Origin of the sequence: Sphingobium sp. HDIP04, from assembly GCF_000445085.1 — a bacterium.
GTDB lineage: Bacteria > Pseudomonadota > Alphaproteobacteria > Sphingomonadales > Sphingomonadaceae > Sphingobium > Sphingobium indicum.
Map to the genome: position 1 here is coordinate 1 of NZ_ATDO01000086.1, position 25,424 is coordinate 25,424.

15 protein-coding genes are annotated in these 25,424 nt (G+C 64.2%); 6 read left to right on the plus strand and 9 right to left on the minus strand.

Annotated features, from left to right (window positions below; all coding sequences use genetic code 11):
- The first annotated feature begins 165 nt into the window (after positions 1-165).
- Both L286_RS35705 and L286_RS35710 read left to right on the plus strand, forming a co-directional pair.
- On the plus strand, positions 166-1,458 hold the full coding sequence (locus L286_RS35705) for a sensor histidine kinase (RefSeq protein ID WP_020817812.1): 1,293 nt from the start codon (positions 166-168) through the stop codon (positions 1,456-1,458).
- Between the two features lie 308 nt (positions 1,459-1,766).
- The gene (locus tag L286_RS35710; RefSeq protein ID WP_020817811.1) at positions 1,767-2,756 is read left to right on the plus strand and encodes a LacI family DNA-binding transcriptional regulator; all 990 of its coding nucleotides are present in this window, start codon (positions 1,767-1,769) and stop codon (positions 2,754-2,756) included.
- 87 nt (positions 2,757-2,843) lie between these two features.
- Here L286_RS35710 and L286_RS35715 read toward each other — a convergent pair whose 3' ends face one another.
- Both L286_RS35715 and L286_RS35720 read right to left on the minus strand, forming a co-directional pair.
- Positions 2,844-4,790 (minus strand): glycosyltransferase, encoded by a 1,947-nt coding sequence (locus L286_RS35715; RefSeq protein WP_020817810.1) that lies wholly within the window; start codon positions 4,788-4,790, stop codon positions 2,844-2,846.
- Between the two features lie 7 nt (positions 4,791-4,797).
- On the minus strand, positions 4,798-6,021 hold the full coding sequence (locus tag L286_RS35720; RefSeq protein WP_235181742.1) for a secretion protein: 1,224 nt from the start codon (positions 6,019-6,021) through the stop codon (positions 4,798-4,800).
- A 186-nt stretch (positions 6,022-6,207) separates the two neighbouring features.
- Between L286_RS35720 and L286_RS35725 the strand changes: the two genes are divergently transcribed.
- Together L286_RS35725 and L286_RS35730 are read left to right on the plus strand one after the other, a co-directional pair.
- Positions 6,208-8,547 carry a heavy metal translocating P-type ATPase gene (locus L286_RS35725; protein WP_020817807.1) on the plus strand — a complete coding sequence of 780 codons (2,340 nt, stop codon included), beginning with the start codon at positions 6,208-6,210 and terminating at the stop codon, positions 8,545-8,547.
- Positions 8,548-8,689: 142 nt separating this feature from the next.
- A complete protein-coding gene (locus L286_RS35730; protein ID WP_020817806.1) occupies positions 8,690-9,070 on the plus strand; it encodes a c-type cytochrome in 381 nt (126 codons plus the stop codon).
- 14 nt (positions 9,071-9,084) lie between these two features.
- On the opposite strand, the gene L286_RS35735 is transcribed toward L286_RS35730, so the two are convergent.
- Positions 9,085-11,616: a cation-translocating P-type ATPase gene (locus L286_RS35735; RefSeq protein ID WP_020817805.1), complete on the minus strand. Its 2,532-nt coding sequence runs from the start codon at positions 11,614-11,616 to the stop codon at positions 9,085-9,087.
- Positions 11,617-12,106: 490 nt separating this feature from the next.
- Here L286_RS35735 and L286_RS35740 point away from each other — a divergent pair, with 490 nt between their 5' ends.
- Positions 12,107-13,294, plus strand: a complete 1,188-nt coding sequence (locus L286_RS35740; protein ID WP_020817804.1) for a GGDEF domain-containing protein — start codon at positions 12,107-12,109, stop codon at positions 13,292-13,294.
- Between the two features lie 193 nt (positions 13,295-13,487).
- Here L286_RS35740 and L286_RS49815 read toward each other — a convergent pair whose 3' ends face one another.
- The 6 genes from L286_RS49815 to L286_RS48520 form a co-directional block, all read right to left on the minus strand.
- Positions 13,488-13,721, minus strand: coding sequence for a phage integrase central domain-containing protein (locus tag L286_RS49815; protein ID WP_380775778.1), 234 nt, complete (start codon positions 13,719-13,721; stop codon positions 13,488-13,490).
- Between the two features lie 2 nt (positions 13,722-13,723).
- Entirely contained in the window at positions 13,724-14,209 is a 486-nt protein-coding gene (locus L286_RS0124610; RefSeq protein ID WP_013039229.1) for a Csu type fimbrial protein, read from the minus strand.
- Positions 14,206-16,515, minus strand: coding sequence for a fimbria/pilus outer membrane usher protein (locus L286_RS35745; RefSeq protein ID WP_029986397.1), 2,310 nt, complete (start codon positions 16,513-16,515; stop codon positions 14,206-14,208). The genes L286_RS0124610 and L286_RS35745 overlap by 4 nt, the downstream gene beginning before the upstream one ends.
- A complete protein-coding gene (locus L286_RS35750) occupies positions 16,496-17,215 on the minus strand; it encodes a fimbrial biogenesis chaperone (RefSeq protein ID WP_020817802.1) in 720 nt (239 codons plus the stop codon). Before L286_RS35750 ends, L286_RS35745 begins: the two co-directional genes overlap by 20 nt.
- Before the next feature lie 29 nt (positions 17,216-17,244).
- Entirely contained in the window at positions 17,245-17,844 is a 600-nt protein-coding gene (locus L286_RS0124615) for a Csu type fimbrial protein (protein ID WP_238559312.1), read from the minus strand.
- Between the two features lie 74 nt (positions 17,845-17,918).
- On the minus strand, positions 17,919-18,197 hold the full coding sequence (locus L286_RS48520) for a hypothetical protein (RefSeq protein WP_125445802.1): 279 nt from the start codon (positions 18,195-18,197) through the stop codon (positions 17,919-17,921).
- 423 nt (positions 18,198-18,620) lie between these two features.
- Here L286_RS48520 and L286_RS35755 point away from each other — a divergent pair, with 423 nt between their 5' ends.
- Entirely contained in the window at positions 18,621-25,400 is a 6,780-nt protein-coding gene (locus L286_RS35755; protein WP_029986396.1) for an Ig-like domain-containing protein, read from the plus strand.
- Positions 25,401-25,424: the final 24 nt, after the last annotated feature.

Genomic DNA, 25,424 nt, shown 5'->3' on the forward strand with positions numbered 1-25,424 from the left:
CGGTCCCCCTCCCCATCTCTCGATGGGGAGGAATAGGATAGGTCCGCTCTCCAACCAAAAGGCCCTTTAGCAATCGCTAAGCCCCCTCCCTCCCGTCGCTGGCTCGGCTTTGCCCGTTCGACCATCGGGCGCTTCGTCGGCCTCGCCTTCCTCTGCCAGTTCCTGGTGACGGGCGGCGTGTTGCTGTTCGTGCAGCAGGCCAGCCAGCGCACCGTCGTCGCCGCCGACCGGCAGGCGGTGGAGGATGCCCGCGACGACCTGCTCGCGCTTCACCGCAGCGGCGGGTCGGCCGCCCTGCGCGCGGAGATCGCCCGACGATTCCGCGCCATAGAGGGGGAACGCGCCGTGCTGCTGCTGACCGACGCGGCCGGGCGGCCGATCAGCGGCAATCTGGGCGCCTGGCCCGCCGGGCTGCGCGCCGACGGGCGCTGGCAGATCATGTCGCTCTACCGCACGGGCCGCGACGCGCCGGAGCCGATGGGCGTCATTCCCGTGAAGCTGGGGGACGGCGGGCAATTGCTGACCGGCATGGTGGTTTCCAACAGCCTGCAACTCACCCGCATCTATGAGGAGGCGCTGACCGTCGCCTTCGTCATGAGCCTGGTGCTGGCGCTGGGCATCGCGATCATGCTGGGCCGCATATTGGCGCGGCAGGTGTCCGACATCGCGGCGACCGCCAATGACGTTGCCGTGGGCGCGCTCGACCGACGGGTGCCGACCGACGGCAGCGGCGACGCCTTCGACCGGCTCGGCCAGTCGATCAACGCCATGCTGGAACGGATCGATGCGCTGGTGACGCAGCTTCGCATGATGACCGACGGCCTTGCCCACGACCTCAAATCCCCGGTGACGCGCCTCATTTCCGTGGTCGAGCAGGCCAGCGCCCAGACGCGGGACGACACCGCGCTGGATGCGCTGGAAAAGGTGCATCATGAAGCGCAGACGCTGCGTTCCATGCTGACCACCGCGCTGCTCATCAGCCGGACCGAGGCAGGCTTCGGCGGCGACCGGCGGCGCGATACCCAGGTCGCGGAACTGCTGCGCGACGTGGAAGAGATCTACGGTCCCCTGGTGGAGGATAGCGGCCTTGCGCTGGCCGTTTCCGCGCCTGACGCGCTGGTCTTTCCGCTCCATCGCGAACTGGTGAGCCAGTCGCTCGCCAATCTGGTCGAAAACGCGCTCTATTATGCGGAGGGCGGCGACCGCATCGAATTGAGCGCGGCGATCGAGAATGGCGACCTGCTGATCGCCGTGGCCGACAATGGCCCAGGCATCCCGGCGGAGAGCCGTGCTGCCGCCCTGAGGCGCTTCGGTCGGCTCGACCCGGCGCGGGGCAGGCCGGGATCGGGGCTGGGCCTGTCGCTGGTGGAGGCGGTGGCGCGGCTGCATCATGGCGGAGTGGCGCTGGCGGACAACGGCCCCGGCCTGAAAGTGCTGCTGACTCTGCGCCGATCCTGAAGAAAGCGCATCCCGGGCAACGACCTGAAGCGTGCAGTTCATCCGACCGCCGCCCGGGATGACAGCCGTTGTCCTGCCTGGAGAGTATGACAACGTTGTCTTTTTGCTCTAGCCCAGCGCCGATGGCCGATCAAGAAGATTTTTCACGGCGATGGGCATCGATCTGCCGATTGGAGCGCCATGGTTGCGATTCCGGCACGACCATGATGGCTTTGCCTGTCGATTGTCCGGGTAAACGTTGTTTCCTCGCTCCGCCTTCCATGGCAAGACCGGCTTATGACCGCTCCTCCTTCCGACCGGCATCGCTGATGCCCAGCATCCACGACGTCGCGGCCCTGGCCCGCGTATCGATCAAGACCGTGTCCCGCGTGGTCAACAAGGCGCCCAATGTCAGCGAGGAGCTGCGCGAACGGGTGACGGCGGCGATCCGCCAGCTTGGATACCGGCCCAACCAGTCGGCGCGGCGGCTGGCTGGGGGCCGGTCCTTCATGATCGCCTTCCTCTACAACAACCCCGCGCCTTCCTATAATGGCGGCATCCAGTCGGGCGCGGCGAACCGATGCCGGGATCTGGGCTATCACCTGGTGGTGGAGCCGATGCCGCTGGCGGGGGAGGAACGCTTCGCCATTCTCGACCGCCTGGTCGCGGCGCTGCGGCCCGACGGGGTCTTCCTGGTGCCGCCGCTGTCCGACGACGCGCAATTGCTCCAGCGCCTGTCCGAACTGAAGCTGCCCTGCGCCCGCATCGCCGGATCGGTGATGGCGGAGAGCTTCAACATCCCGACACCGGAACGGGCGGCGGGGCGGATGGTCGCGGATCATCTGATCGGTCTTGGCCATCGCCGCATCGGCGTGATCACCCCGCCCGCCAGCCACAAGGCGGCGATGCAGCGCGTCGAGGGCTTTCGCGACGGCATGATCGCGGCGAGCCTGCCCCTGGAGGAGGGGCTGTTCGTCGAAGGGGCCTTCGATTTCGAGTCGGGCATAAAGGCCGGCGAGCATTTGCTGACCCAGGGCCAGCGCCCCACCGCGATCTTCGCGACCAATGACGACATGGCGCTCGGCGCGCTGACGGTGGCGCACCGGCTGAAGCTGCGCGTGCCGGAGGATCTGTCGGTGGTCGGCTTCGACGACACGCCCGCCGGCCTTACGGCCTGGCCGCCCCTCACCACCGTCAGCCAGCCGCTGGAGGCGATGGGCAGCGCCGTGATCGACGCGCTGGCGGGGGGCGCGGCCGACACGCCGCACTTCAGCTTCAGGCTGGTGCAGCGGGACAGTTCCGGACCGGCGCCGGCATGACGCATGGCGCGACGGGAGATGGGGCAATAATATCGGTGGCCATGCTGGCGCCGATTGTCGCCGCATCCGATCAGTCGCCGCATCCGATCAGTTCAGCGCCAGCCCCCTGATCAGCGCCAGGACGCTGCCCAGCGTGGACACGTCGGGCGTGCGCATGCGGTCGCCGGCAAACTGGAAATGTGTAAGCGCAACCTGCTGCTGGGGCGAAAGGAGGATCTTTGCCCCGACGACGCGATCCGTGATCCGCGCGATGATCGCCGGAACCTCCCCCAATTCCCTGATGGAAATCGTGCCCCTGTCGCCTATGCGCCAACCGCCTTCATTGGCAAAGGCCACGCCGCTGGAGGAAATGTCGAGCAGCCGGACCGGGGTGGCGCTGTCCCCTGCGTTGAAAAGCGCCGTTCCGCTGATGGGGGCGCGTTCTTCCGCCCTTCGGGGTTTTTCGATGCAGACGATGATCGCGATGATGCAGACAAGGACGTTGTATATGCTCCAGAACGCCACGACGTCTTTCTGTTCGGAGAAGAAGGTGGGCGCCAGCGGCGAGCCATAGCTGAACAGCATCCCGCCCGCCGTCAGCAGCAGGACGACCGCAAAGCGCGAAAGCAATTTCCAGTGGATCACCGTCCGGGAACGGTCGCCGCCCTTGTTGGTCACCTTGAACGGACGTTCCCCGGGGAACAGCAGGGTGTGGCAGGATGCCGCCACAATCTCTGGCGCGACCAGCAACTGGGACGTGTCCGTCAACAGCGGCAGGATGCGGCCGTTGGAATACCAGCTGATGGCAAAGGCTTCCACCAGGATCCTGGGCAGCAGGAAAGTCGCAAGCTCGCCGATCGGCGCGTCCATGACGGTAAGGCCCGTCAACCAATAGAGGATCGGCACCAGCAAACAGGCGAGGCGAAAGGGAAAGCTGCCCATCCAGTAGAGCAGGGTTTCCATCAGGCTCATCCTGTCGATCCAGTTCAGCCCCTTGCGCGAAAACAGGCCGTCGGCGCTGCGCATGATCTGCATCGCGCCGATGCACCAGCGGATGCGCTGGGTGCAATATTCGCCGATTCCCTCCGGCGCGAGGCCAAGGCTGAGCTTTTCGTTCAGATAGGCGGTGACGAAGCCATGCTCCTTCATGCGGATCGACAGCAGCATGTCTTCGGTAATGCTGTCGGTAGGGAAGCCGCCAATCCGGGCAAGCGCGCCGGTGCGGACGACCGACGATGTCCCACAGGAAAAAGCCGTGCCCCATCCGTCCTTGGCGGGCAGCAAAGTGTCGAAGAAGAATCGCTGCTCGTCGGGCAGGTCCAGATGCCCCTTGATCCTGTGCTGCAATGGATCGGGGTTGAAGAAGTGCTGCGGCGTCTGCACCACCCCCACGGCGGGATCCTGGAACAGCGCCAGGCAATGGGACATGAAATTGGGCAGCGCGACGAAATCCGCATCCAATATGGCGACGAAATCCGGCATCTCGCCGCGCGTCGCCAGGGTCGTCATGCCCGCATTCATATTGCCGGCCTTGGCATGAACATTGTCCGGGCGCGTCAGCCATTCCACCTGGCGGCGGCGGCACAGCGCCTCCACCTCCGGCCGGCGGCCATCGTCCAGCAGGTAGACCTTCGCTGGATAGTTCTGGTTGAGCGCGCCGGTGATCGTGCGGTCGAGAATGCCTATATCTTCATTATAGGTGCAGATGAAGATCGCCGCGCTGGGCCTGTTGGCGTGCAGCCAGCGTATGTTGCTGCTGACGTCCTTCAGGCGGTCGCGCCTTCGCGTCAGCACGACCAGGACCAGCACCCCGCCCAGCGTGGAGCAGACCTCCAGCATGAAGAAGCCGGCGGAGAGCAGCGCGGAAACCGGCCTGTCCAGATCGAGCGTGGCGAGCAGGCGCCATATCATGTAGATCAGGATCGATCCGATCGCGGCGCCGCTGACGATCAGCCGATGCAGGCGGTTGGCTGGGTCGAGTTGCGGAAACACCAGCAGGCAAAGGCCCAGGGTGGCGAGGCCCCAGAAATAGGAGGGGATCTCGACGATGTTCATGGCCGCGTTACAGCACCACCCGGCCCGCCGTGCCGACCGGGCACTGCTTCCGGCCTTGCGCATCCAGCATGATCCGCGCGCCGATCAGATATTCGCCCGCGGCAGGATTGGGAATGTGGCTGGTGACGCGGAGCTGGGAAGGATCGCCCACCCCCATGTTGACGATGGCGCCCGGCCAGCGATCGCCGTTCGAAAATGCGACGAACGTCACGGGCGCGCCGATGTTGAGCTTGCTGTAGGCGCTGCGGCCAACGGTGAAATAGGCGAAGAAGGACGAACAGTCCGCGAGCATGTAGATCGGATCGCCTTCACGCAGCGATTCCCCGGGGGCAGCGACCTTCGCCCACACCCGTCCGTTGACGCTCGCCTGCAACGGAAGCTGCAACCGCCGCATGGCGCCGGCCTTGCCGCCGTCGCTCAGCTTTTGCGCGTTGGCGAGCGCTGCGGCGAGATTCTCCCTCTCGCCCCGCAGTTCGCTCATGGCAAGGTTGAGATCGCTCAGGCGCTGGGTCGAATATTGGACGTTGCTGTAGCCGTTGTTGAGGAACAGGCCTCGACCCGCGGCGCGCGCCTCGATCAGGTTTGTGCGTCGGCGCGCCATCGCCGCATTCTGCTCTGCCAGGGCGGCGCGCTGATCCTGTTCTGCCCTTTGAAGTCCGGCCGCGCTGATAAAGCCCCGCTCGGCAAGAGACCGGGCGCGTTCCAACTGCTTCTGCGCAAAGGCCAGCCGCGCTTGCGCGGCGGACAGTTGGGCGGAGCTTTCGTCCGCGACGGCATCCATCTGCACCAGCTTTTCAGATCGATAGATGCCCGATTCACTGCGGATGCGGGCGGCGTCCGCCGCAAGAGCGGCCATTCGGCCGTCGATGCTGACCAGTTTCGTGCGGATCTGATCCACATCTTCCGATCCGGCGCGGACAGCCGCCGACAGGCCGACCGGAGCGGCAAAGCTGCCCAGCAGCTGGTTCCGCGTCACGCGGTCCCCGACATTCGCGCCAAGCCGGTCGACTTCGCCGGAGATTGGAGCCCTGACGACACCTATATCCGCCACCAATGTGGTATTGTAACCGGCTGTGAAGATAAAGCTGCGCACCAGCACGGCGAAGGCCATCACCAACAGAACGCCGCCGACCAGCATCCTGCGCGGCAGACGGAACCATTGTCGCTTCGGGCTTTGTGGTAGCTGCAGTTCCTGTGCATCATCGGTTGAAAATTTTGCTTCTACGCTCATTTCGCCCTCGACCTTTTCGGCGAATCATACGCAGATATGGTTAAGGAAAATTGGAGGCCGACATCGGCGGTAACAGCGACGCTATGGAGGGCGACGCCCTGTCCATTCAGGGGCTGAACTGGCGGAGGGAGGGTTCATAACCGCAAATAAAACGGTGGAAATCCATGCCTCCACAGGAGCTGCTCGATGACGCATGAACATCACCATCATCATGATCAGGCGGATGTTTCCGGCGGGCCTCAGGCCAGGGATCCGGTCTGCGGGATGTCGGTCGATCCCGTGAAGACGCCGCATCATGCGGATCATGCCGGGATGACCTATCATTTCTGCAGCGCAAGCTGCCAGTCCAAGTTCGTATCCGACCCCGAACGCTATCTCGGTCCCCCAGCGCCGCAGGCCGCTGTTTCGCCGGGGACGATCTGGACCTGTCCGATGCATCCGGAGGTCCGTCAGGATCATCCGGGCGCCTGCCCGATCTGCGGCATGGCGCTGGAGCCCGCCACGATCACCGCCGAAAGCGGGCCAAGTCCCGAACTGCGCGACATGTCCCGCCGTTTCTGGATCGGACTTGCGCTGGCCCTGCCGGTGTTCCTGCTGGAGATGGGCGGGCATGTCTTCCCTGCTCTCCACCATCTGGTGCCGATGAAGGTCTCGACCTGGATTCAACTGGTGCTGGCGACGCCGGTGGTGCTGTGGGCGGGCTGGCCCTTCTTCGAGCGCGGCTGGGCGTCGCTCAGGAGCCGCAACCTCAACATGTTCACGCTGATCGCGATGGGCACCGGGGTCGCCTGGGTCTACAGCATGGTCGCGGCGCTTGCGCCGGGCATCTTCCCGCCCGCCTTCCGGGGAGCGGACGGCAGCGTCGCCATCTATTTCGAGGCGGCGGCGGTGATCACGGTGCTGGTCCTGCTGGGGCAGGTGCTGGAGCTTCGCGCGCGAGAGCGCACTTCGGGCGCGATCAAGGCGCTGCTCAACCTCGCCCCCAAGACGGCGCGCCGGATCGGGCCGGACGGCACCGACGAAGAGATCGGCCTGGATCTCGTCGCCGTCGGAGACCGATTGCGCGTCCGCCCTGGCGAGAAGGTGCCGGTCGATGCCGTCGTCGCCGACGGCCGGTCCTCGCTCGACGAGTCGATGGTGACGGGAGAATCCATGCCGGTCACCAAGGCGGCGGGCGACAAGGTGATCGGCGGCACGCTCAACCAGACCGGCGCTCTCGTCATCGTCGCCGAGAAGGTCGGGCGCGATACGATGCTGGCGCGTATCGTCCAGATGGTGGCCGAGGCCCAGCGGTCGCGCGCGCCAATCCAGCGCATGGCCGACCAGGTTTCGGGCTGGTTCGTGCCGGTCGTGATCGGCATCGCCCTGCTCGCCTTCGTCGGCTGGGGCATCTGGGGGCCGGAGCCGCGCTTCGCCTATGGTCTGGTCGCGGCCGTCGCGGTGCTGATCATCGCCTGCCCCTGCGCCCTGGGTCTGGCGACGCCGATGTCGATCATGGTCGGCGTCGGGCGCGGCGCGGGGCTCGGCGTGCTGATCAAGAATGCCGAGGCGCTGGAGCATATGGAGAAGGTCGACACGCTGGTCGTCGACAAGACCGGCACCCTCACCGAAGGGCGTCCCGCCGTGACCGGGATCGTGCCCGCAACCGGCTTCGATGATGGGCAAGTCCTGCGGCTGGCGGCGGCGGTGGAGCGCGCATCGGAGCATCCGCTGGCCCTCGCCATCGTCGAGGCCGCCAGGGCGCGGGGGCTCGAGCTGCCTGAGGTCGCCGACTTCGACTCGCCCACCGGACGAGGCGCGCTTGGTACTGTCGAGGGCAAGCGGATCGTGCTGGGGAATGCGGTGTTTCTCAAGGACCAGGGCATCGACCCCTCCGAACTGAGCGAGCAGGCGGATGACCTTCGCCGCACGGGCGCTACGGCTATCTTCATCGGCGTCGACGGCAAAGTCGCGGGCGCCTTCGCAATCGCCGATCCGGTAAAGGAAACGACGCCGCAGGCGCTTGCGGCACTGCGGCAGGAAGGCATCCGGGTCGTGATGCTGACGGGCGACAACCGGACGACGGCCGAGGCGGTCGCGGCGAAACTGGGGATCGAAGAGGTCGAGGCCGAAGTCCTGCCCGACCAGAAGAGCGCGGTCGTCGCGAAATTCAAGAAGGAAGGCCGCGTCGTGGCGATGGCCGGGGACGGCGTCAACGACGCGCCGGCCCTGGCCGCCGCCGATGTGGGCATCGCCATGGGTTCAGGCACCGATGTGGCGATTGAGAGCGCGGGCGTCACCCTGCTCAAGGGCGACCTCAACGGCATCGTCCGGGCGCGGCGCCTGTCGCAGACGACCATGTCCAACATCCGCCAGAATCTGGTGTTCGCCTTCATCTACAATGCGGCGGGGATACCGGTCGCGGCCGGCCTGCTCTACCCGATCTTCGGCATCCTGCTGTCCCCGATGATCGCCGCCGCCGCGATGGCGCTGTCCTCCGTCAGCGTGGTCGCCAATGCGCTCCGGCTCAACCGGCAGCCGCTGTGAACGCCCACCGCCCCAGTTTCGAGGGCGGAAGCATCTCCGCCTCCCACAGGGTCGGCAAGCCCGTGGCGCTCAAGGCTTGACGGTATTGGACAGCGGCAGGCTTCGGATTTATTCAGACCTCCTGTCATCGGGGTAAAGAGCCATGTGGAAGGTCGCCATCGCAATCAGCCTCGCGCTGACGGGTGCCGCAACCATGGCCGCGGCCGGGAATGCTGGAGATGTATCCCGAGGGCGTGAACTGGCCGAGCGGCGTTGCGCGAGTTGCCATGCCATCGGCGAGGCCGGCAACAGCCCCGACCCGCTCGCGCCGCCCTTCCGGAATCTTTATCGACAATATCCTGTCGATGCTTTGCGGCCGGCATTGCTCAAGGGGCTGGAGGTCGGTCACCGGAATATGCCCCGTTTTGTCCTGTCAGCCCAGGAAGTGACGGACATCATCGCATTCCTCCATGACCTCGACCCATGCGGCAAGCCGTCGTCGGATGACGAAGCCATGGCGAGATGTTTCGCGCCCGCAGAATGAGGGAGAGCGAAGGATCAGGGGCTGATATTTTTCTGCCAGCCTTTCATGCCTTCGCACAGCAAGAGCAGCAGGACAGGCAGCAAGATCAGGAACAGCAAATCTGCTGGATCTGGCTGGGAGAAGTGGAGCAGGCGGCGCAGCGGCTCCAGGGTTAGGATCAATCCGCACGCTGCCAGCACGGCAGCCGCCATGTAGCGCAGCGACGCATTGTCACGCCAGAGCGCACGGGTCAGCGACGTGCTGAAGGATCGGTTCACCAGCACCAGCGTCATGATGGAAGCAACCAGCCCGAAGAACAGGACGGTCCTCACTCGATCGGGTGCAAAGCCCCAATATGTCATGGCGATGTGAAGCCCCAGCAGCAGCGCGAAGGCGATGCCGCCGTAAAGAACGCTTGGGACGATGAGGTCCATGGAAAAGAGGCGTTTGGCGGGATTGCGCGGAGGTCGTCGCATGATGTGTTGTTCTGCGCGCTCGGCTTCGAAGACGAGCGCGCAGACAGGATCGATGATCATTTCGAGCAGGGCGATCTGGATCGGACCCAGCACCAGCGGCAGGCCCATCAGCAGCGGGGAAAGGGCAAGCCCCGCAATCGGGACATGCACGGCGAAGATGAAGCCGATGGCCTTGCGGATATTGTCGTAGATGCGGCGGCCAAGGCGGATGGCGACGACGATGGCGCCGAAATCATCCTCCACCAGGACGATGGCTGCTGCCTCGCGCGCCACATCCGTGCCGCGCTTGCCCATGGCGATGCCGATATGCGCCGCCTTGAGCGCAGGCGCATCGTTCACCCCGTCGCCGGTCATCGCGACGACCTCTCCCGCGGCCTTGAGCGCGGAGACGATGCGCAGCTTCTGTTCGGGCATGATGCGGGCGAAAATGGTCACCTCCTTCGCCTGCTCGGCCAGTTCGGTATCCGATAGCGCGCTGACCTGATCGCCGGTCATGACTCCGTCCGAAGCGATTCCCGCCTGCGCTGCGATCGCCTGGGCCGTGGCGGGATAGTCGCCGGTGATCATCACCACCCGGACACCAGCGGCGGCGCATTGCGCTATCGCTTCGGGAACCCCCGCCCGCAGCGGATCGGACAGGCCGACCAGCCCGAGCAGCGAAAAGTCATGCGCTTCATGCCCCTTGTCCCGATCCTCCGGCGCGATCGTCGCGCTGGCCACCCCCAGCACGCGAATGCCCCGGGCCGCCATGGCGCGGACGGCCTGATCAACCACCTGATGCGCTGCGGCATCCAGCCGGCAAAGTCGGGCTATGGCTTCCGGCGCGCCCTTGGCGGCTACGGCCAGCGTTCCTTCCGCGCCTGTCCGCCACAGATTGGACATAGCCAGCAGATCGGGCCGAAGCCCATTGGTGTGAACCAGTTGCCATCCTTCCCGCATCGGAACGCGGGCGTCCCTCGCGGCACTGTGGAAGGCAACCTCCATCGGATCGACCGGCACCGGGGCGCTGGCCAGCGCCGCGGTTTCGATCAGGGCATGGAATTCGGGCAAGACCAATCCGTCGCCCAGCGGCACCGTTTCCCCTGACGGGAGCCACAGTTCCGTGACTGTCATGCGGTTCTGCGTCAGCGTCCCGGTCTTGTCAGTGCATAGCGCCGTCGCGGCGCCCAGAGCCTCGACGGCGGACGCGCGGCGCGTGAGCACGCCAACCTGCGCGATGCGCCACGCGCCCATGGCGAGGAAGATGGTGAGGACCACGGGGAATTCTTCGGGCAGCAAGGACATGGCTGTCGCGATCCCGGCAAGCAGCGCAGCCATCCAGTCGCCGCGCAAGCCGCCATAGAGCAGGACCACCAGCAGCGCGACAGCCACGCCGCCGATGGCGCAAAGGCCGACAATCCGCGCGGTTTCCTTCTGGAGATGCGAGACTTCCGCTTCCAACGTCTCCAAAAACCGTCCGACCTGACCGATGCGGCTGCGCAGGCCAGTGGCGCTCACCCGCGCAATGCCGCGCCCATGCGTGATGACGGCGCCCGAAAAAAGATAAGGCGTATCGTCGCCGCCTGGTTCGGCCCGATCCGGTTCGCCGGTTCGGGCGGCACGCTTGCGAACCGGAACCGCCTCCCCGGTCAGCAGCGATTCGTCCGCCTCCATCTCCTGCGCCTCGATCACCAGCGCATCGGCCGCGACGCGATCACCCGCTTCCAGCACCAGCATATCGCCATGCACGACCTCAGGGCCGGGGACGCGCACGGTTTCGTTATCGCGGATGACCAGCGCGCGCGGTGCCGACAGGTCGCGAAGCGCCTCCAGCGTGCGTTCCGTCCGCGCTTCCTGGACGATGGTGATAAGGATGGACAGACCCGCAAAGCCGAGCAGGACCGACGCTTCCGTCCTGTCACCAAGCAGCAGATAGATGATCCCGGCTGCCAGCAGCATGGCGAACATGGGTTCGCGCAGCACTTCCGCCGCGATCCGCAGCGGCGTCCTCCGGTTCGGGCGGGGCAGCTCGTTGGGACCATCCTCGGCCAGCCGCTCCCGCGCCTGCGAAGCGGAGAGACCGGCATGATCAAGCTGCTTCCCTATCCTCACCACGCCTTGTCTCCCCGGCAAAACGACCGGCAGGCAGCGTCACGCGCCGGCCTGTCAACCGGCGGAAGATCGATATGCCCCCGGTTGCCGTCCATCCGGATATCTACGGACTGTTCCGGCTGTGATATCATCCATGGGTCAAGAAGAGGCGACAAGACCATCGTCATCGGCTGGAGACAAGGCGGTTTCCGGGCAGCCACGCCTCTGCTCACAGGTTGCGGAATCAAGCTCTGGCCGTGAAAGGCTCAGCAAGAGCGCCGCAGCGATCGGGAGAGTAAGGAGATGGCGCGGTTGAGGGGCAAGAATGGATCGTCCGCAATCAGGCAGCTTGAAGCGGCGGACCCATGGCGCCAGGCCAGGTGGACGCCGTTTGCATACTATCCATGCATGTCGTGACCAGAGGCGCTGAATATCGCCCCTGATCCACGAAGATGTCTCAACGCGGCGAATGATTAACCTTTTTTGAAGGCGTTCCGGTCACATTTGGGCTATGGGTCAACCTGCCGTAGACATATCGGGTCGAGCAAGGCTTAGCTGCCGACTCCGGGCGGCGCAGTGGCTCTTTAAGCCGACGAATGACGTCGACGATGCCGGCCGCGAGTTTTTGTTAGCGCAACTTCTCACCACGCCGCTGGCCGCGCTGATGGGATCCTTTTGCGCGCTGACCATCGAACTGGTTGCATGGCATCGCAGCGGACAGCCGATCTACTGGTTGTTCATCGCAGGCGAGGTGGCGGTTGCTGCCTGTAGAGTGATCGAATGGCAAGGTCGGGGCCAGCGTAGCTCGACTCACCTGCCGACAATTGACAGGTCCGTTCTTTTGTCCGTCCTATGGTGCACCTTGCAGGGCCTGCTTGCATTCACGATCATTTCCTCGGGGGATCTGGTTCTTAGCGTCCTTTCAGCGACGCTCGTTATGGCAATGATCGGACCGATCTGCGCCCGCAACTATGCCGCTCCGCGCTTTGCGTTCTTGCTCGTTCTACTTTGTGACATCCCGTTTGTGACCGGCGCAGTCACATCCGGCCAGCCATGGCTTCTCGTTATCCTCCCAATCACACCACCATTTTTGCTGGGTGCAATGCAGATCATCATGACCTTTCATCGATCGATGTTGGAGACCCTGGCAGCGCAGGCCCACGCCCGCCATCTGGCCGAGCACGACTGGCTTACCGGCGTCCTCAACCGACAAGGGATGGATCAAGCCCTCAGTCGGATAGTTCCTGATGCGGAGCGGCAGATGGCGCTTATCAGCATCGACCTCGATGGCTTCAAGGAGGTGAATGACCGGTTCGGGCATGGTGCTGGCGATCTCCTGCTCACCCAGGTGGCACGTCGACTGCGCGACGCACTCGGGGACGATGATTTGCTCGCGCGCATGGGAGGCGACGAATTCATGGTTGTGGTGCGGGGAATGGTGCCAGACCAAGTCGCCCCACTTGCCGACCGACTGATTGCTGCCATTTCTCGCCACGCATACGAAACCGGCCAGAGCGTGCCAGCCCGGGTAGGCGCCAGTATCGGCTTCGCGTGTCTGCCCGAAGACGCCGCAAATACCGTGGAACTGCGGCTTAGGGCAGACGAAGCTCTTTACGCCGCCAAGGATGCAGGAAAAGGCGTCGGAAGACGCTACGGTAGACTTGCCGCCGCGGCACCGCCCCTGGCTCAGACAGCTTAGAGGCGCTATTCTCCCGGCCGGAGCGGAAGAGTGCTGGGCGGCCCGGTACGGCCAAGCTATCCATGGCCAAGTTGCGCAAGCTAGCTATCCCCGGCATCCTAGAGCCCAGCCAGACGACGGCGATGATCCAGCAAGTGTAGGTTCATGGCATTTCGATCCCTTCAGTAAAATCCATCGAGCCTGAGCGCCGAGATCAAGCTGAGCCGGCTAGCGAACCATCTGCACCTGCGGATCCAAAATCGTCAGCTGAACGGCCGCAAAAGGGTCGGCCGCAGAAGCCGCTGCTATGCTGCACGTTGGTGATCGCCCGCATCGGCGCCTCGCTTTCGCGGTAGCCCGAGGCATAGGCCCAATCGAGTACGGTACCGATCCGCTGACGGACCCGCCGCGCCGTCTCCGGCTTGGCAAGCCAGATGTCGGAGAGCAGATCTAATAGGTCACAGTCACAATCATCGTGTCGCTATAGCTGCCTGCGGAGACATTCTGCCTTGCGGGTAGCCTAGCGTACACCGTCATCGTATCGGTAAAGTTCAATAGCGCGGCGAAATTGCGAGTGACGCGCGTCGATCCGCCCGTGCCGTCGCCCCAAATCTGGGTCCGGGCGGCATCCGTGTAGAGATTATAGGCGAGACTGTCTGTACCCCGCCTTAGCCTTCGCTGCGAAAAGGCGCCTGAACCGCCGGCGCTCAGATCGACCGTGAACGACCCCGCGAGCGCAAGCAGCAAAGTGCAGTTGACCTGCACGGTCCCCGTCACGTCACTAGGAGTGGAGGAAAGAGGATTGTAGTTGCCGAAACTGACCCCGGAGGCGGTAACCGTGCAGGAACAGCCCGCAAGGCCATTGCACGCCGCCTCCGCCGGGGTGGGAACCGACAGGGCGACAAACGGCGCGAACAGCCACCTTACCCTTCTCATCGCGCATCACCGTGATGGCAGACGACAGGGCCGATCCGTGGCAGGGTCTCACCCGCCTTTGCGGCCGGCAAGGTGACCTGACATTCCCCCTGACCGATATCGATTTTCAGCGTGGTCCCCGGCTTGAAGTCAGGCAGGAATATTTCGCCTTGCTGGCCAACGAACAGCTGGCTTCCGTCGCTCGCCATGACGTGCGCTCCCGGTTCGACCGGCTGACCGTTCGCCATGGTAACAATGACGGTGGCGGGGTTCCGCCGTTCGATGGAGAAGCGCGCAGCCACCGCGCCCCGATACCGAGGCACCACGATCATGCGGTCATCGGGCATTTGCGTGTCTAACGGCAGATCGGACGGCGCCAGCGAAAGTCGATTGGCCTCATAAGGGCGAAGGTCAGGAATGATCGCGATTCCATTGGAGTTTGTCCGGGTGATCAGCCGGTTTTCCTGATAGATGCGGACATTGGCATGCCCCGGCACCTCCACCACACCAAGCCCGCCTTCGATCCGTCGCGTGGGGCGAATGCCGCCGCCGGCAATCAGCAAGCCGCCGCTGGCGAGCATGCGGACGCCCTCCTCACTCCCCTGACGGGCCACTTCCAGGCTGACTTCGCCGACATCCCCGCGCCATCGCGCTTCCGCCTGCTGCCGGTCGCTGTCACCTGTGCCTGCCGATAGGCGATAGCCCCAGCCTCCCTCCATCGGGGGCGTCTGCCGCAGCTCCGCCAGCTGGTTGCGGCGGTCCGCCTGAACATAGCCACTGCTGCGCTGACCCAGCGGAAGAGTCAGTCCAAGGCCGAACAAAGTCTGATGTCCCGCGTCTCGCAGGTCGCTGCGGATCGCATAAAGGTTCAGAAAGGCGCGGCTGCCCAGCGACAGGCTATAGTTGGCGGAGGCGATCTTGGCCCCGTTGCCATCGCCGTAGCGAAGGTCTGTCCAGGTCAGCGCGACGCTGCCGCCGCCCAGTGACACGCCGGCCGATGCCTGCATCTGTTTGGCGATGCGGTCCTGATCGCGATCAATGCCGAGCTGGTCGAAGCGGCGCGACGCGCGCTGATAGCTGACCGCCACATTCCAGGCGGGCGACACACGGCTGTAGAAAAGGCGATACATCCCACCTCGCCCATCCCCTCCTTGCGATCCCGCGACTACCAGGCCGAATTCGCCCACAGGCGCCCAGACCATTGTGACGCCAGCCCCCGCCATGCGCACGTCTTTGCTAAGCTCTGCTCGCCCATCGGCCGTCAACCAATCCGCTATACCCCGTCGGTATGTGCCCGCGACGAAAGGATTGCGGTAGGCGAAGCTGCGGATGCCATAATCCTGTCGCTCGGCTCCCGCTTCCAGCGACCAGGCCGCAAGGCCTCGTGCGAGCAGCCGGGGGCTGACATAATAGCTGGTCCTTACCCGTCGTTCGACCCCCAGCGCGTCTTGCAGCACGATCGTGACTTCGCCTGCCCCCGTGACCAGCGGCGCCTGGTTAATCGAAAAGGGTCCCTGATCGACCTGGCCCTGGTAGCGGGATGCGTTGTTGACCAGTAGTTCGACATTGGAAGGAACGGCAGTACGTCCGGCAAAAGAAGGCGTTGGAAAGGTAATAAGGTTGGGCTGTAAACTGAAATCCGTGCCGAAACGCACACCCCCGAAGCGAACCTGCCGCGACCAATCCGGCGCCGCTGTCACCGTGTCGCCCACGACGAACCTGGCAAGGCCCGAAAGATCGTCACGCAGATAATAGCTCTCCAGCCGAACCACATCGCCTGTGCCCAAACCCTGTCCGAAGCCCATGGTGGTTGCCAGTAGCCCCCAGTCGTCGGACATCCCGGTCTCGACAAATCCACTTCCGTTCAGTCCACGCTGATAATTCAGAGAAACATCATAGTTAAGGAAAGCGGCAAGGGCACCCTCCGTCGGCGGGAGCCGATCATTGGATGCGGACAGCTTTTGACCTTCGAAAAAATCCGTCGGCACGTTCAATTCCAACCGTTGCCGCGCACTGTCGAACCCGGCGGAAATGGCGGGCGGCAGGGCGATGAATCTTTCTCCCTCGACCGTCACTGCTTCATCTGTGCCGATAGCGATTCGCAATCGGGAAAGATCGGCCGGTCGCATCAGCCAGCGCGCGTGTCGTCGCGCGACCAGATATTCGCCGGGACGCAGATCGCCGTTGACCGCCACTTCCACCAGCAACATTTCTGGTTCAGGTCCTGTCAAGGCTGGCGGGCGAGCGGGATCGGACTCTTGGCCAAAGACAGGGCCGGACAGAAGGCAGAGCGCGACCATGATCGGCTCAAGGGGTCGCTTCTTCATGGCGCGGCCCTTCTGCTACCAGGTCCGCGCTCATTTCGGCCTGATCGGTCATCGCGATGACGGTGAGCGCCTCTCCCGCGGCGACCGGCGCGCCGAGCGGCACAGTCACGCGCCGTTCTGATCCGGGCAGCAGATAGGTGGACATGTCCTGCCGGCCCACCTCTCGCCGATTGCGCTTCGTCAGGCTCAGCCGATTGATCTGGACATGCGCATTGCCGTCGTTCCGGATCGCAAGCGTGAGGTTGCGGTTGCCCGAAGGCCAAGCGCGCCAGGACAGGCGGCCGCTGGGACGCGAGGGGGGAACGAAGATCGGAATACTGACGCGCAGCAGGGTTTCGACCTGCCCGGGCAGGGCCGCGCGCATTCCAGGTATCTCTTCCAGAATGACGCGATAGCTTTTTTCCTGCGGGCCAATCCCTGTACGCAATCCGAAACGCGCGATCTGCGTGCCGCCAGCAGGAATTTCGAACTGCCCCGGATTGGCAAGCACCTCCCGAGTTTCCTCCAGCCGGTCTTCCTCGCCGTCCTGGCGCCAGCTATAGATGTGCAGTTGTACGCGAGTGGGCGTGTCACTGCTATTTGCGATCGTCATCGTCTGCACCGGCTCGTCTTGGGTCAGCAGCAGACGTACCGGGAAAATCTTCAGGCTTGCCGCACAAAGCGGAACTGCCGGAAACGAAGCGAGCAGGGCGGCAATCATTCCGCGCAAATTTTGGCCGATCACAGGCGTCAGTAATTCACGGTGACAGTGACAGTGTCGGCATAGCCTCCGGCGGGCACATTTTGGCCCGCGGGAATGCGCCCGTAAACGGTGAGCGCTGTCGGCAATATTGGCGCGGTGGTCGCGGGCGGCATATCCGTTCCCGGCGTGTTGCCCCATATATTGGTGCGGGCCGCTTCCCGGTAAAGCGCGTAGTTCAAGATGTTGGCGCCATTGACCATGCGGCGGGCCGTGACCGTTGCTCCGCTCGCTGCCCCGGCGTTCAAGCCTACTGTAAACGACGTCCCCACGGTGCACAGGACTGACAGGTTTGTCGTCGCATCCAGAGGCGTCGCAGAGGTCGGATCATAGTTGCCGAAATTAAGAGGGTTGGCACTGACCGCGCAGGCCGTCAGCACCGAAGCCGTTACCGGAAAAGTCGTCGTCGTGGTTGCGGCTTGGCCTGGAGATATGGCGCATAACGCAGCCATTGTGATCGCAGTCATCAAACGCTTGGCGCAATGGTCCATTCCAACCTCCCACTGTATCGAACGTCGATTTTTCGTGAAAATCAAACGCTTAACCTGTGGGAAGCGAACATCCGATTTTTGCAGATAGTCTGGCAACAAGCACAATTCGCCGCAAGCACGGAGGAATGGTTTTGAAAATTGATTCTCCTTTTCAATAGGTTGCCGACCAGTCGTTAAAACGTCACTTCTTGCATGAAAATCTGCAGGGGCGTTTCTGCTTCAACACCGGGAGGGGGTTTAGGACCAGGCAGAACAGGAGCCACCCCGACCCGCGTGACTCTGCTATTGAAATGCTCAACTGTGGCGCAGCGCACTCTCTCTAGCTCAATCGTACATGGCGTAACGACCCGTACGCTCACCTCCATGTTCAGTTTTTTATCAGCTGCCAATGCCGCGGTGGGCAAGGCCAAGAGACTGCCGACCAGCGGCGAAACCAGGAAGCGAATATTCATGAGCTCCAAAACGGATCAGCAGAATAGTTCTTAAACATGGTCGCGGACAATTGCTGTTAAGATCCTTCGTCGATCGCGTAATTTTTTCTTTGTCTCCACACACAGCCAGCTAAGGTATGGAACTTTCTGGAAGATCTCAAGTTTCAGTCGATAACGCCCTGCTCTTCAGACCATCGGCTCTCGACGGGGCGAGCCGCTAGGGAATTCCAGCCCTGTTCGGCCGATTTTTCCATTTTGCACCATGGTGAACAGGCGCGCGAGGCAGCCTCTTCTACAGCCAATCTTCAGTTAATCCATTGTAAATAAAGGATTTATTGTTGCTCCTGGCCCATATCAAGTGGTATTCATGAGTCGTTAGGCGATTGTGGCACGCGCCACCCTCGGGTGACGAAAACAGCCACGGCCCTCAGTGGGAGATGGTGGATGGACAAGCATGTCGAGATCCAGCAACGTGGATCGAAGCTTCCAGAGAAGACGGCTGTAACTGACCGGAACGCGGTCGTCTCCGTCCAACCCCAATCCGTCATAAAGGTCGTCGCTCCGCCCAATAGCGTTTCCTCCATGCTGCGCGAAGGCGATGACCTCATCATCCACTTCGCCGACGGATCTACCATCCGACTGGATGGCTATTTCGCCTGTCCCACTGAAGACATCAGCCAGCTGTTCGTCGCAGACCCGGCCAGTGCGGGCGAATGGCTGGTAAGCTTCACCGATGCCGCCTGCGGTCTTGCCACCGATGCCACGAGCCAGGCGCTGAGCTACGCCTACACGCCCATGGCCAGCGGTATTGGCGCAGCGGCGGCAGCGGGCGGCGGGATCAGCGACGGGCTGCTCGCTGGTCTCGGCGCGCTTGTTTTGGGGGGTGGCATCGCCGCAGCAGCGGGCGGCGGGGGTAGCAACAGAGGGCCTGCCGGGCCTGTCGATCAGACGCCTCCCGCCGCCCCGGCAATATCCCCCAGCAATGGGCGCTCCCTCTCCGGTACGGCGGAAGCGGGGGCAACCGTTCGCATCGATCTGGATGCAAATGGTTCCATCGACGCCAGCGTGACCGCCGACGCCAACGGCAATTGGACCTATACGCCGCCCAACCCCATCCCTAATGGCACCCGCATATCCGTCACGGCCGTGGACAGTGCCGGTAATATCTCCACACCCAGTCAGATCACGGTGGACGCAGCGGCTCCGGCCGCGCCGACGATCGACCCCACGGACGGAACCATGCTGAACGGTTCGGCCGAAGCCGGTTCGACCGTGAATATCGATCTCAATGGCGATGGCGCGCCCGATGCATCCGTTGTCGCGGGAACCGACGGACGCTGGGCCTACACCCCGACCACGCCGCTGGTGGACGGCACCACCGTCACGGTCACCGCCACGGATGCCGTCGGCAATGTCTCGCCGCCCACGTCCCTGACCCTGGATCTGAGCGCCCCGGCCGCGCCGGTCCTTGTCACGCTGACGGACGATGTCGGAGCGATCATCGGCGGTATCGCCAGCGGCGACGCGACCGACGACAGGCAGCCGACCCTTGGCGGCACCGCCGAGGCTGGAGCGAAGCTTTCCATCTATGACGGCAACGTGCTGCTGGGCGAGACGACGGCTGACGCCAATGGCGCCTGGAGCTTCACGCCGGCCGCCCCACTGGCCGAGGGTGCCCACATCATCAGCGTGACCGCGACTGATGCAGCGGGTAATATCAGCGCCGCTTCGTCCCCCTTTGCCTTTGCGGTCGATACGATCGCCCCTGCAGCCCCTGTCCTGGGACCAACCGACGGAACGACGATTTCCGGCACTGCCGAAATCGGTGCGACGATAGAGCTGGACACCGATGGGGACGGCATTGCCGATGCGACGACGACAGCCGACGCCAATGGTGAGTGGCGCATCATTCTGCCAACGTCGCTGGCGAACGGCACCCAGGTCAGCGCAACGGCGACGGATGCGGCAGGAAACCGGTCCGGTCCCGGCTCGGCCATCGTGGATACCGGCCTCGACACGACTCCTCCGGCCGTGCCGATCCTGGGCAGCGTCACGGACGATGTCGATCCGGCACAGGGTCCGCTCAGCAACGGCGGCGCGACCAACGACGTTCGGCCACTGTTGGCGGGCGGCGGCGTCGAAGCAGGCGCGACCATTTCCATTTATGACGGCGGCACGGTGATCGGCACGACAACGGCCGATGGCGCCGGTAACTGGACCTTCACTCCGACCGACGCCCTGGGTGAAGGCGCGCACAGCCTGACCGTGACGGCAACCGACGCCTTCGGCAATGAAAGCGACGCCTCTCCAGCCTTTGTGCTGACGGTCGATACCGTCGCGCCAGACACGCCTACGATCCGCCCGAGCAATGGCGCTGGATTGAGCGGCATGGCGGAGCCGGGGGCAACGATCAATCTGGATCTGAACGGCGACGGCACGGTCGATGTCACGGTCACAGCCGATGGAACGGGTGAGTGGCAATATGTCCCCGACGCCCGGCTGCCCGACGGTGCTACGGTCATCGTCACGGCAAGCGACCCCGCGGGCAACCTTTCCCCGCCAGCGTCGCGCGTGGTGGACGCTGACGTGCCGGTGGCGCCCGTCATCACCGGCATCGTCGACGATGTCGCGCCGATCATCGGCGGGCTGGCCAATGGCGCAAGCTCGAATGACGTCCAGCCGACCTTCAGCGGCACGGCGGAAGCAGGATCGACGGTCTATCTTTACGACAATGGCGCGCAGATCGGCACGGCGGCGGCCGATGGCAGCGGCAGCTGGACCTTCACGCCCGCTGCTCTGACCGATGGCGCGCACAGCTTTTCCGTCACGGCAACGGATGAAGCAGGCAATATCTCGGGTCCGTCATCCCCCTTCGTGATCACGGTGGACACCGCTGCCCCTGCCGCGCCCGCCATGAACCCTACGGACGGCAACACCATATCCGGCACGGCCGAGGCGGGGGCCATGATCGCCATCGACATCAATGGCGATGGAGCGGCCGACGCGACCACGACCGCCAACAGTGCGGGCGAATGGTCGGTCGGCCTTGGCACGCCACTGGGGAACGGCACCCTCGTCAGCGCGACGGCAAGCGACAGCGCGGGCAACAGTTCTGGACCTTCAACAGTAACCGTCACGACCGCGATCGACAGCACGCCGCCGCCCATTCCCACCTTCGACAGCGCAACGGACGATGTCGCCCCTGTCCTGTCCGCGCTGTCCAGCGGCGCGACCAGCAACGACACCCAGCCTTTGCTAGCGGGGAGCGGCGTGGAAGCGGGCGCAACCGTTTCCATCTACGATAATGGCGTGCTGCTGGGCAACGGCACCGTCGATGGGTCGGGCAACTGGACATTCACGCCGGGCGCGCCGCTGAGCGAGGGCGCGCACAGCCTGACAGTGACCGCGACGGACGGGTCGGGCAATGAAAGCGCGGCATCGGCCCCCTTCCTGCTGACGATCGATACCGCTGCCCCCGGCGCACCCACGATCAGCCCCAGCAACGGGGATGTGCTGACCGGCACGGCCGAAGCCGGCGCGACGATCAACATCGATCTGGATGGCAACGGGTCGGCGGACACCAGCGTCACCGCCGATCCATCAGGCAACTGGACCTTCGATCCGATCGGCGTGGTTCCAGACGGAACGACCGTGATCGTCACGGCCAGCGATGCGGCGGGCAATGTCTCCGGCCCGGCATCGACCGTTATCGACGCCATCGCACCGGCGGCACCCGCGATCACGGCCCTGACCGATGATCAGGGTGGATCAACGGGCGGAATCTCTCCCGGCGGTGCGACGGACGATGATCGGCCCGCCATCGCCGGAACGGCAGACATCGGCGCCACGGTCCTGCTGTTCGACAATGGCACGCAGATTGGCACAGCCGCCGTGGATGGTTCGGGGAACTGGGCTTTTACGCCCGCCATCGCCTTGCCGGACGGGCCGCATAGCTTCAGCGCCCGCGCGGTTGATGCTGCAGGCAATGTCAGCAGCCTGTCTGCTTCCTTCGCGATCACGATTGATACGGTTTCGCCCAATGCCGGCGCGATCACGGGCATCAGCGACAATCTGCCGGGAGCAATCGGCCCGATCCCGAACGGCAGCCTGACCAATGACACGCAGCCGACCCTATCAGGCACGGCGGACCCAGGCGAGAGCGTCACCATCATGGACAATGGAGTCGCGATCGGCACCGCCCCCGTCGATGGCCTGGGCGCATGGAGCTTCACGCCGCTCGCGCCGCTGAGCGATGGTGCGCACAGCTTCACTATCGTGACGGTGGATGCCGCCGGAAACGGCAGCAGCGCCTCAACCGCTTATGCGGTGACGATCGACAGCGCGGCCCCGGCTGCGCCCGTCATCGATGCCGCGACAGACAATAGTGGATCGATCACCGGCACGGTCGCGGCCGGAGGCTCGACCGACGAAGTCCAGCCGATCTTGTCGGGAACGGTCGAGCCGGGATCCACCGTCGCCATCTTCAGCAACGGCACGCCAGCGGGCAACGCGTCGGTCGATCCGGCGGGCAACTGGACCTTCACGCCGGCACTGCCGCTGGGGGACGGCACCTATAATTTCACCGCTGTCGCCACCGATCCGGCAGGCAACAGCAGTGGCCTGTCCTCAGCCTTTACCATCACCATCGACACGGCTGCGCCCACCCTGCCGATCATCACCCAGGCCAGCGACGATGTGGGCGGCGCGCCGACTCCCATTGCTCCCGGCGGCCTGACGGACGACGCCTTGCCGGTCCTGTCGGGCACGACCGAGGCGCTTGCCACGGTCACCATCTTCGACAATGGCACCGCGATCGGCACCACGACGGCGGACGGTTCGGGCAACTGGACTTTTACCCCCGGCTCCCCTCTGGCACTGGGCGCCCATAGCATCACGGCCTCGGCAATCGATGCGGTTGGCAATGAAAGCCTTCAGGGAGCGCCGTTCAGCTTCACGCTGATCGCAGTGGCAGGCGGCATTCCCGTCATCGGCGGCGTGAGCGACGATGTCGGCGCCGTAAACGGACCCGTCCTGAACGGCGGCCTGACGGACGATGCCACGCCTACGCTCAGCGGAACGGGACCGGCCAGCACCACGCTCGCCATATTCGACAATGGCACGCAGATCGGCACCGCTTCCACCGACGGATCGGGCGCGTGGACCTTCACGCCCACCACCGCCCTGACCGACGGCACCCATGATCTCACCGCGGCCGAAGCGCTGGGCGGTGGCACGTTCGGGCCTGCGTCGGGCGCGTTCACCATCAATGTCGACACCGCCGCTCCGGCTGCTCCTGCCATCACGGTGGCGATCGACGATGTGGCAGCGTTCACCGGCAGCATCACGGACGGGGGCCTCACCAACGATAGCGCGCCCGAGATTCGAGGCACAGGCGAAATAGGCGCGACGGTGACGCTGTTCGACAATGGCAGTCCTGTGGGCACGGCCGTGGTTGACGCCAGCGGCAACTGGAGCATATCTCCCGTCGGCCCGCTTGCCGAAGGGCTGCATAGCTTCACCGCGTCGGCGGCCGACGAGGCGGGCAATGCCGGCCCCCTTTCCACTGCCTTCACCCTGATGGTCGACCTCACTCCGCCGCCCGCGCCGACGATCACCGCTGTCACGGACGATGTCGCCCAACAGACCGGCACGGTCACAAATGGCGGCATCAACAATGACGTGTTGCCGCAAATCAGCGGGACGGCGATAGCCGGATCGACCGTCCAGATCTTCGACAATGGCGCGTTGCTGGGTACGACCGTTGCTGACGGCGGCGGTAACTGGAGCTTCACCCCCGGCGGGGCGCTGGCGAACGGATCGCATGGCTTCACCGTTGCCCAGCTTGACAGCGCCGGCAATGCCAGCAGCCTATCGCCAGTTTATTCCGTCACTATCGATACGGTCGCGCCGACCGCCGGTATCGCCATCACCACCCTTACCCAGGATACAGGCGTGGTCGGCGATTGGTCGACGCAGGACAGCTCCCCCACGATAGCGGGCACCCTGACCGCGCCCCTCAGCGCTGGTGAACGGGTGGAAATCCAGATCGATGGAGGCACCTGGGTTTCTGCGACGGCCAGCGGGACGAGCTGGTTCTACGGCCCCGGTACGCTTGCCGTCGGCCAGCATGGCGTCAATGTCCGCGTCATCGATTCCGCCGGGAATATAGGCGATGTGGAAGCGCAACAGTTCACGATCACCAACGTCAATCAGGCGCCGATCGTGCAGGCCAGCGGCACTTCCCTGCTGGGGCTGGTGGGGGCAGAAGCGCTGGGCCTGATCGATCTCAGCACCCAGTCCCTCACCGCCTACGATCCCAACAACAATCTGCGCAGCGTCGAGGTGCGTTTCGCACCCTTGCTGTCGGCCAATCTGGGCGCTTTCACATTGACGGCTTCCAACGCTCTGGCGGCTGAACTGGGCCTGCAGGTTTCCATTGCCAACAATCCCGGGCTGCTGGGCATCTTGGCGCCCTCCTCCGTCCTGACCGTCACGGCGCTCGATGGTGGGCCGATCAGCAATCAGGCCATCAATGAACTGCTGAACACGGTTCATTTCAATCAGGATCTGACGCTGCTCGGCCTTAACGTGCTGGATACGACGACGATCACCGCGACCGACATGAATGGGCTAACGGCCAGTTCGGCCACAGGCACGCTTGCCAATCTGAGCCTGCTGAACGCCAGTGGTTCAAGCGCCGTGCTGGAAGGCAATGCCAGCGCCAACACGATCAATGGCACGGCCGCGAACGAAAGGCTCTATGGCCATGGCGGCGCAGATACGCTGAACGGCAACGGCGGTAATGACCTTCTGCGCGGCGGAGCCGGTGCCGACACCCTTAATGGCGGGACGGGTAATGATGTGCTCGTCCATGACGCGGCCGATGCATCGATCGATGGCGGAACCGGCGTCGACACGCTGCTGATCGACAGCGGGACGGGGATGGTGCTGAACCTCGACGCCGTAAACAACATTCGCAATATCGAGCGGATCGACTTGGGTGTGGGCGATGCAGGGCGACAGATTACGCTGACGGAAGCCGGCATCATCCGCGCCACGGAGGCAAGCCATCAACTGATCGTCACAGGCGATCTCAACGACAGCGTCACCATGACTGGCGCAACCTTGCAGGGGCAGACGCTGATCAACGGGCAGGCCTTCGATCATTACGCCTTGGGCACCACCAACATCTATGTGGAGGACCCTGTAATGGTCGTTGTCTGAATATAGGATCTTCAGGGGAAAGGC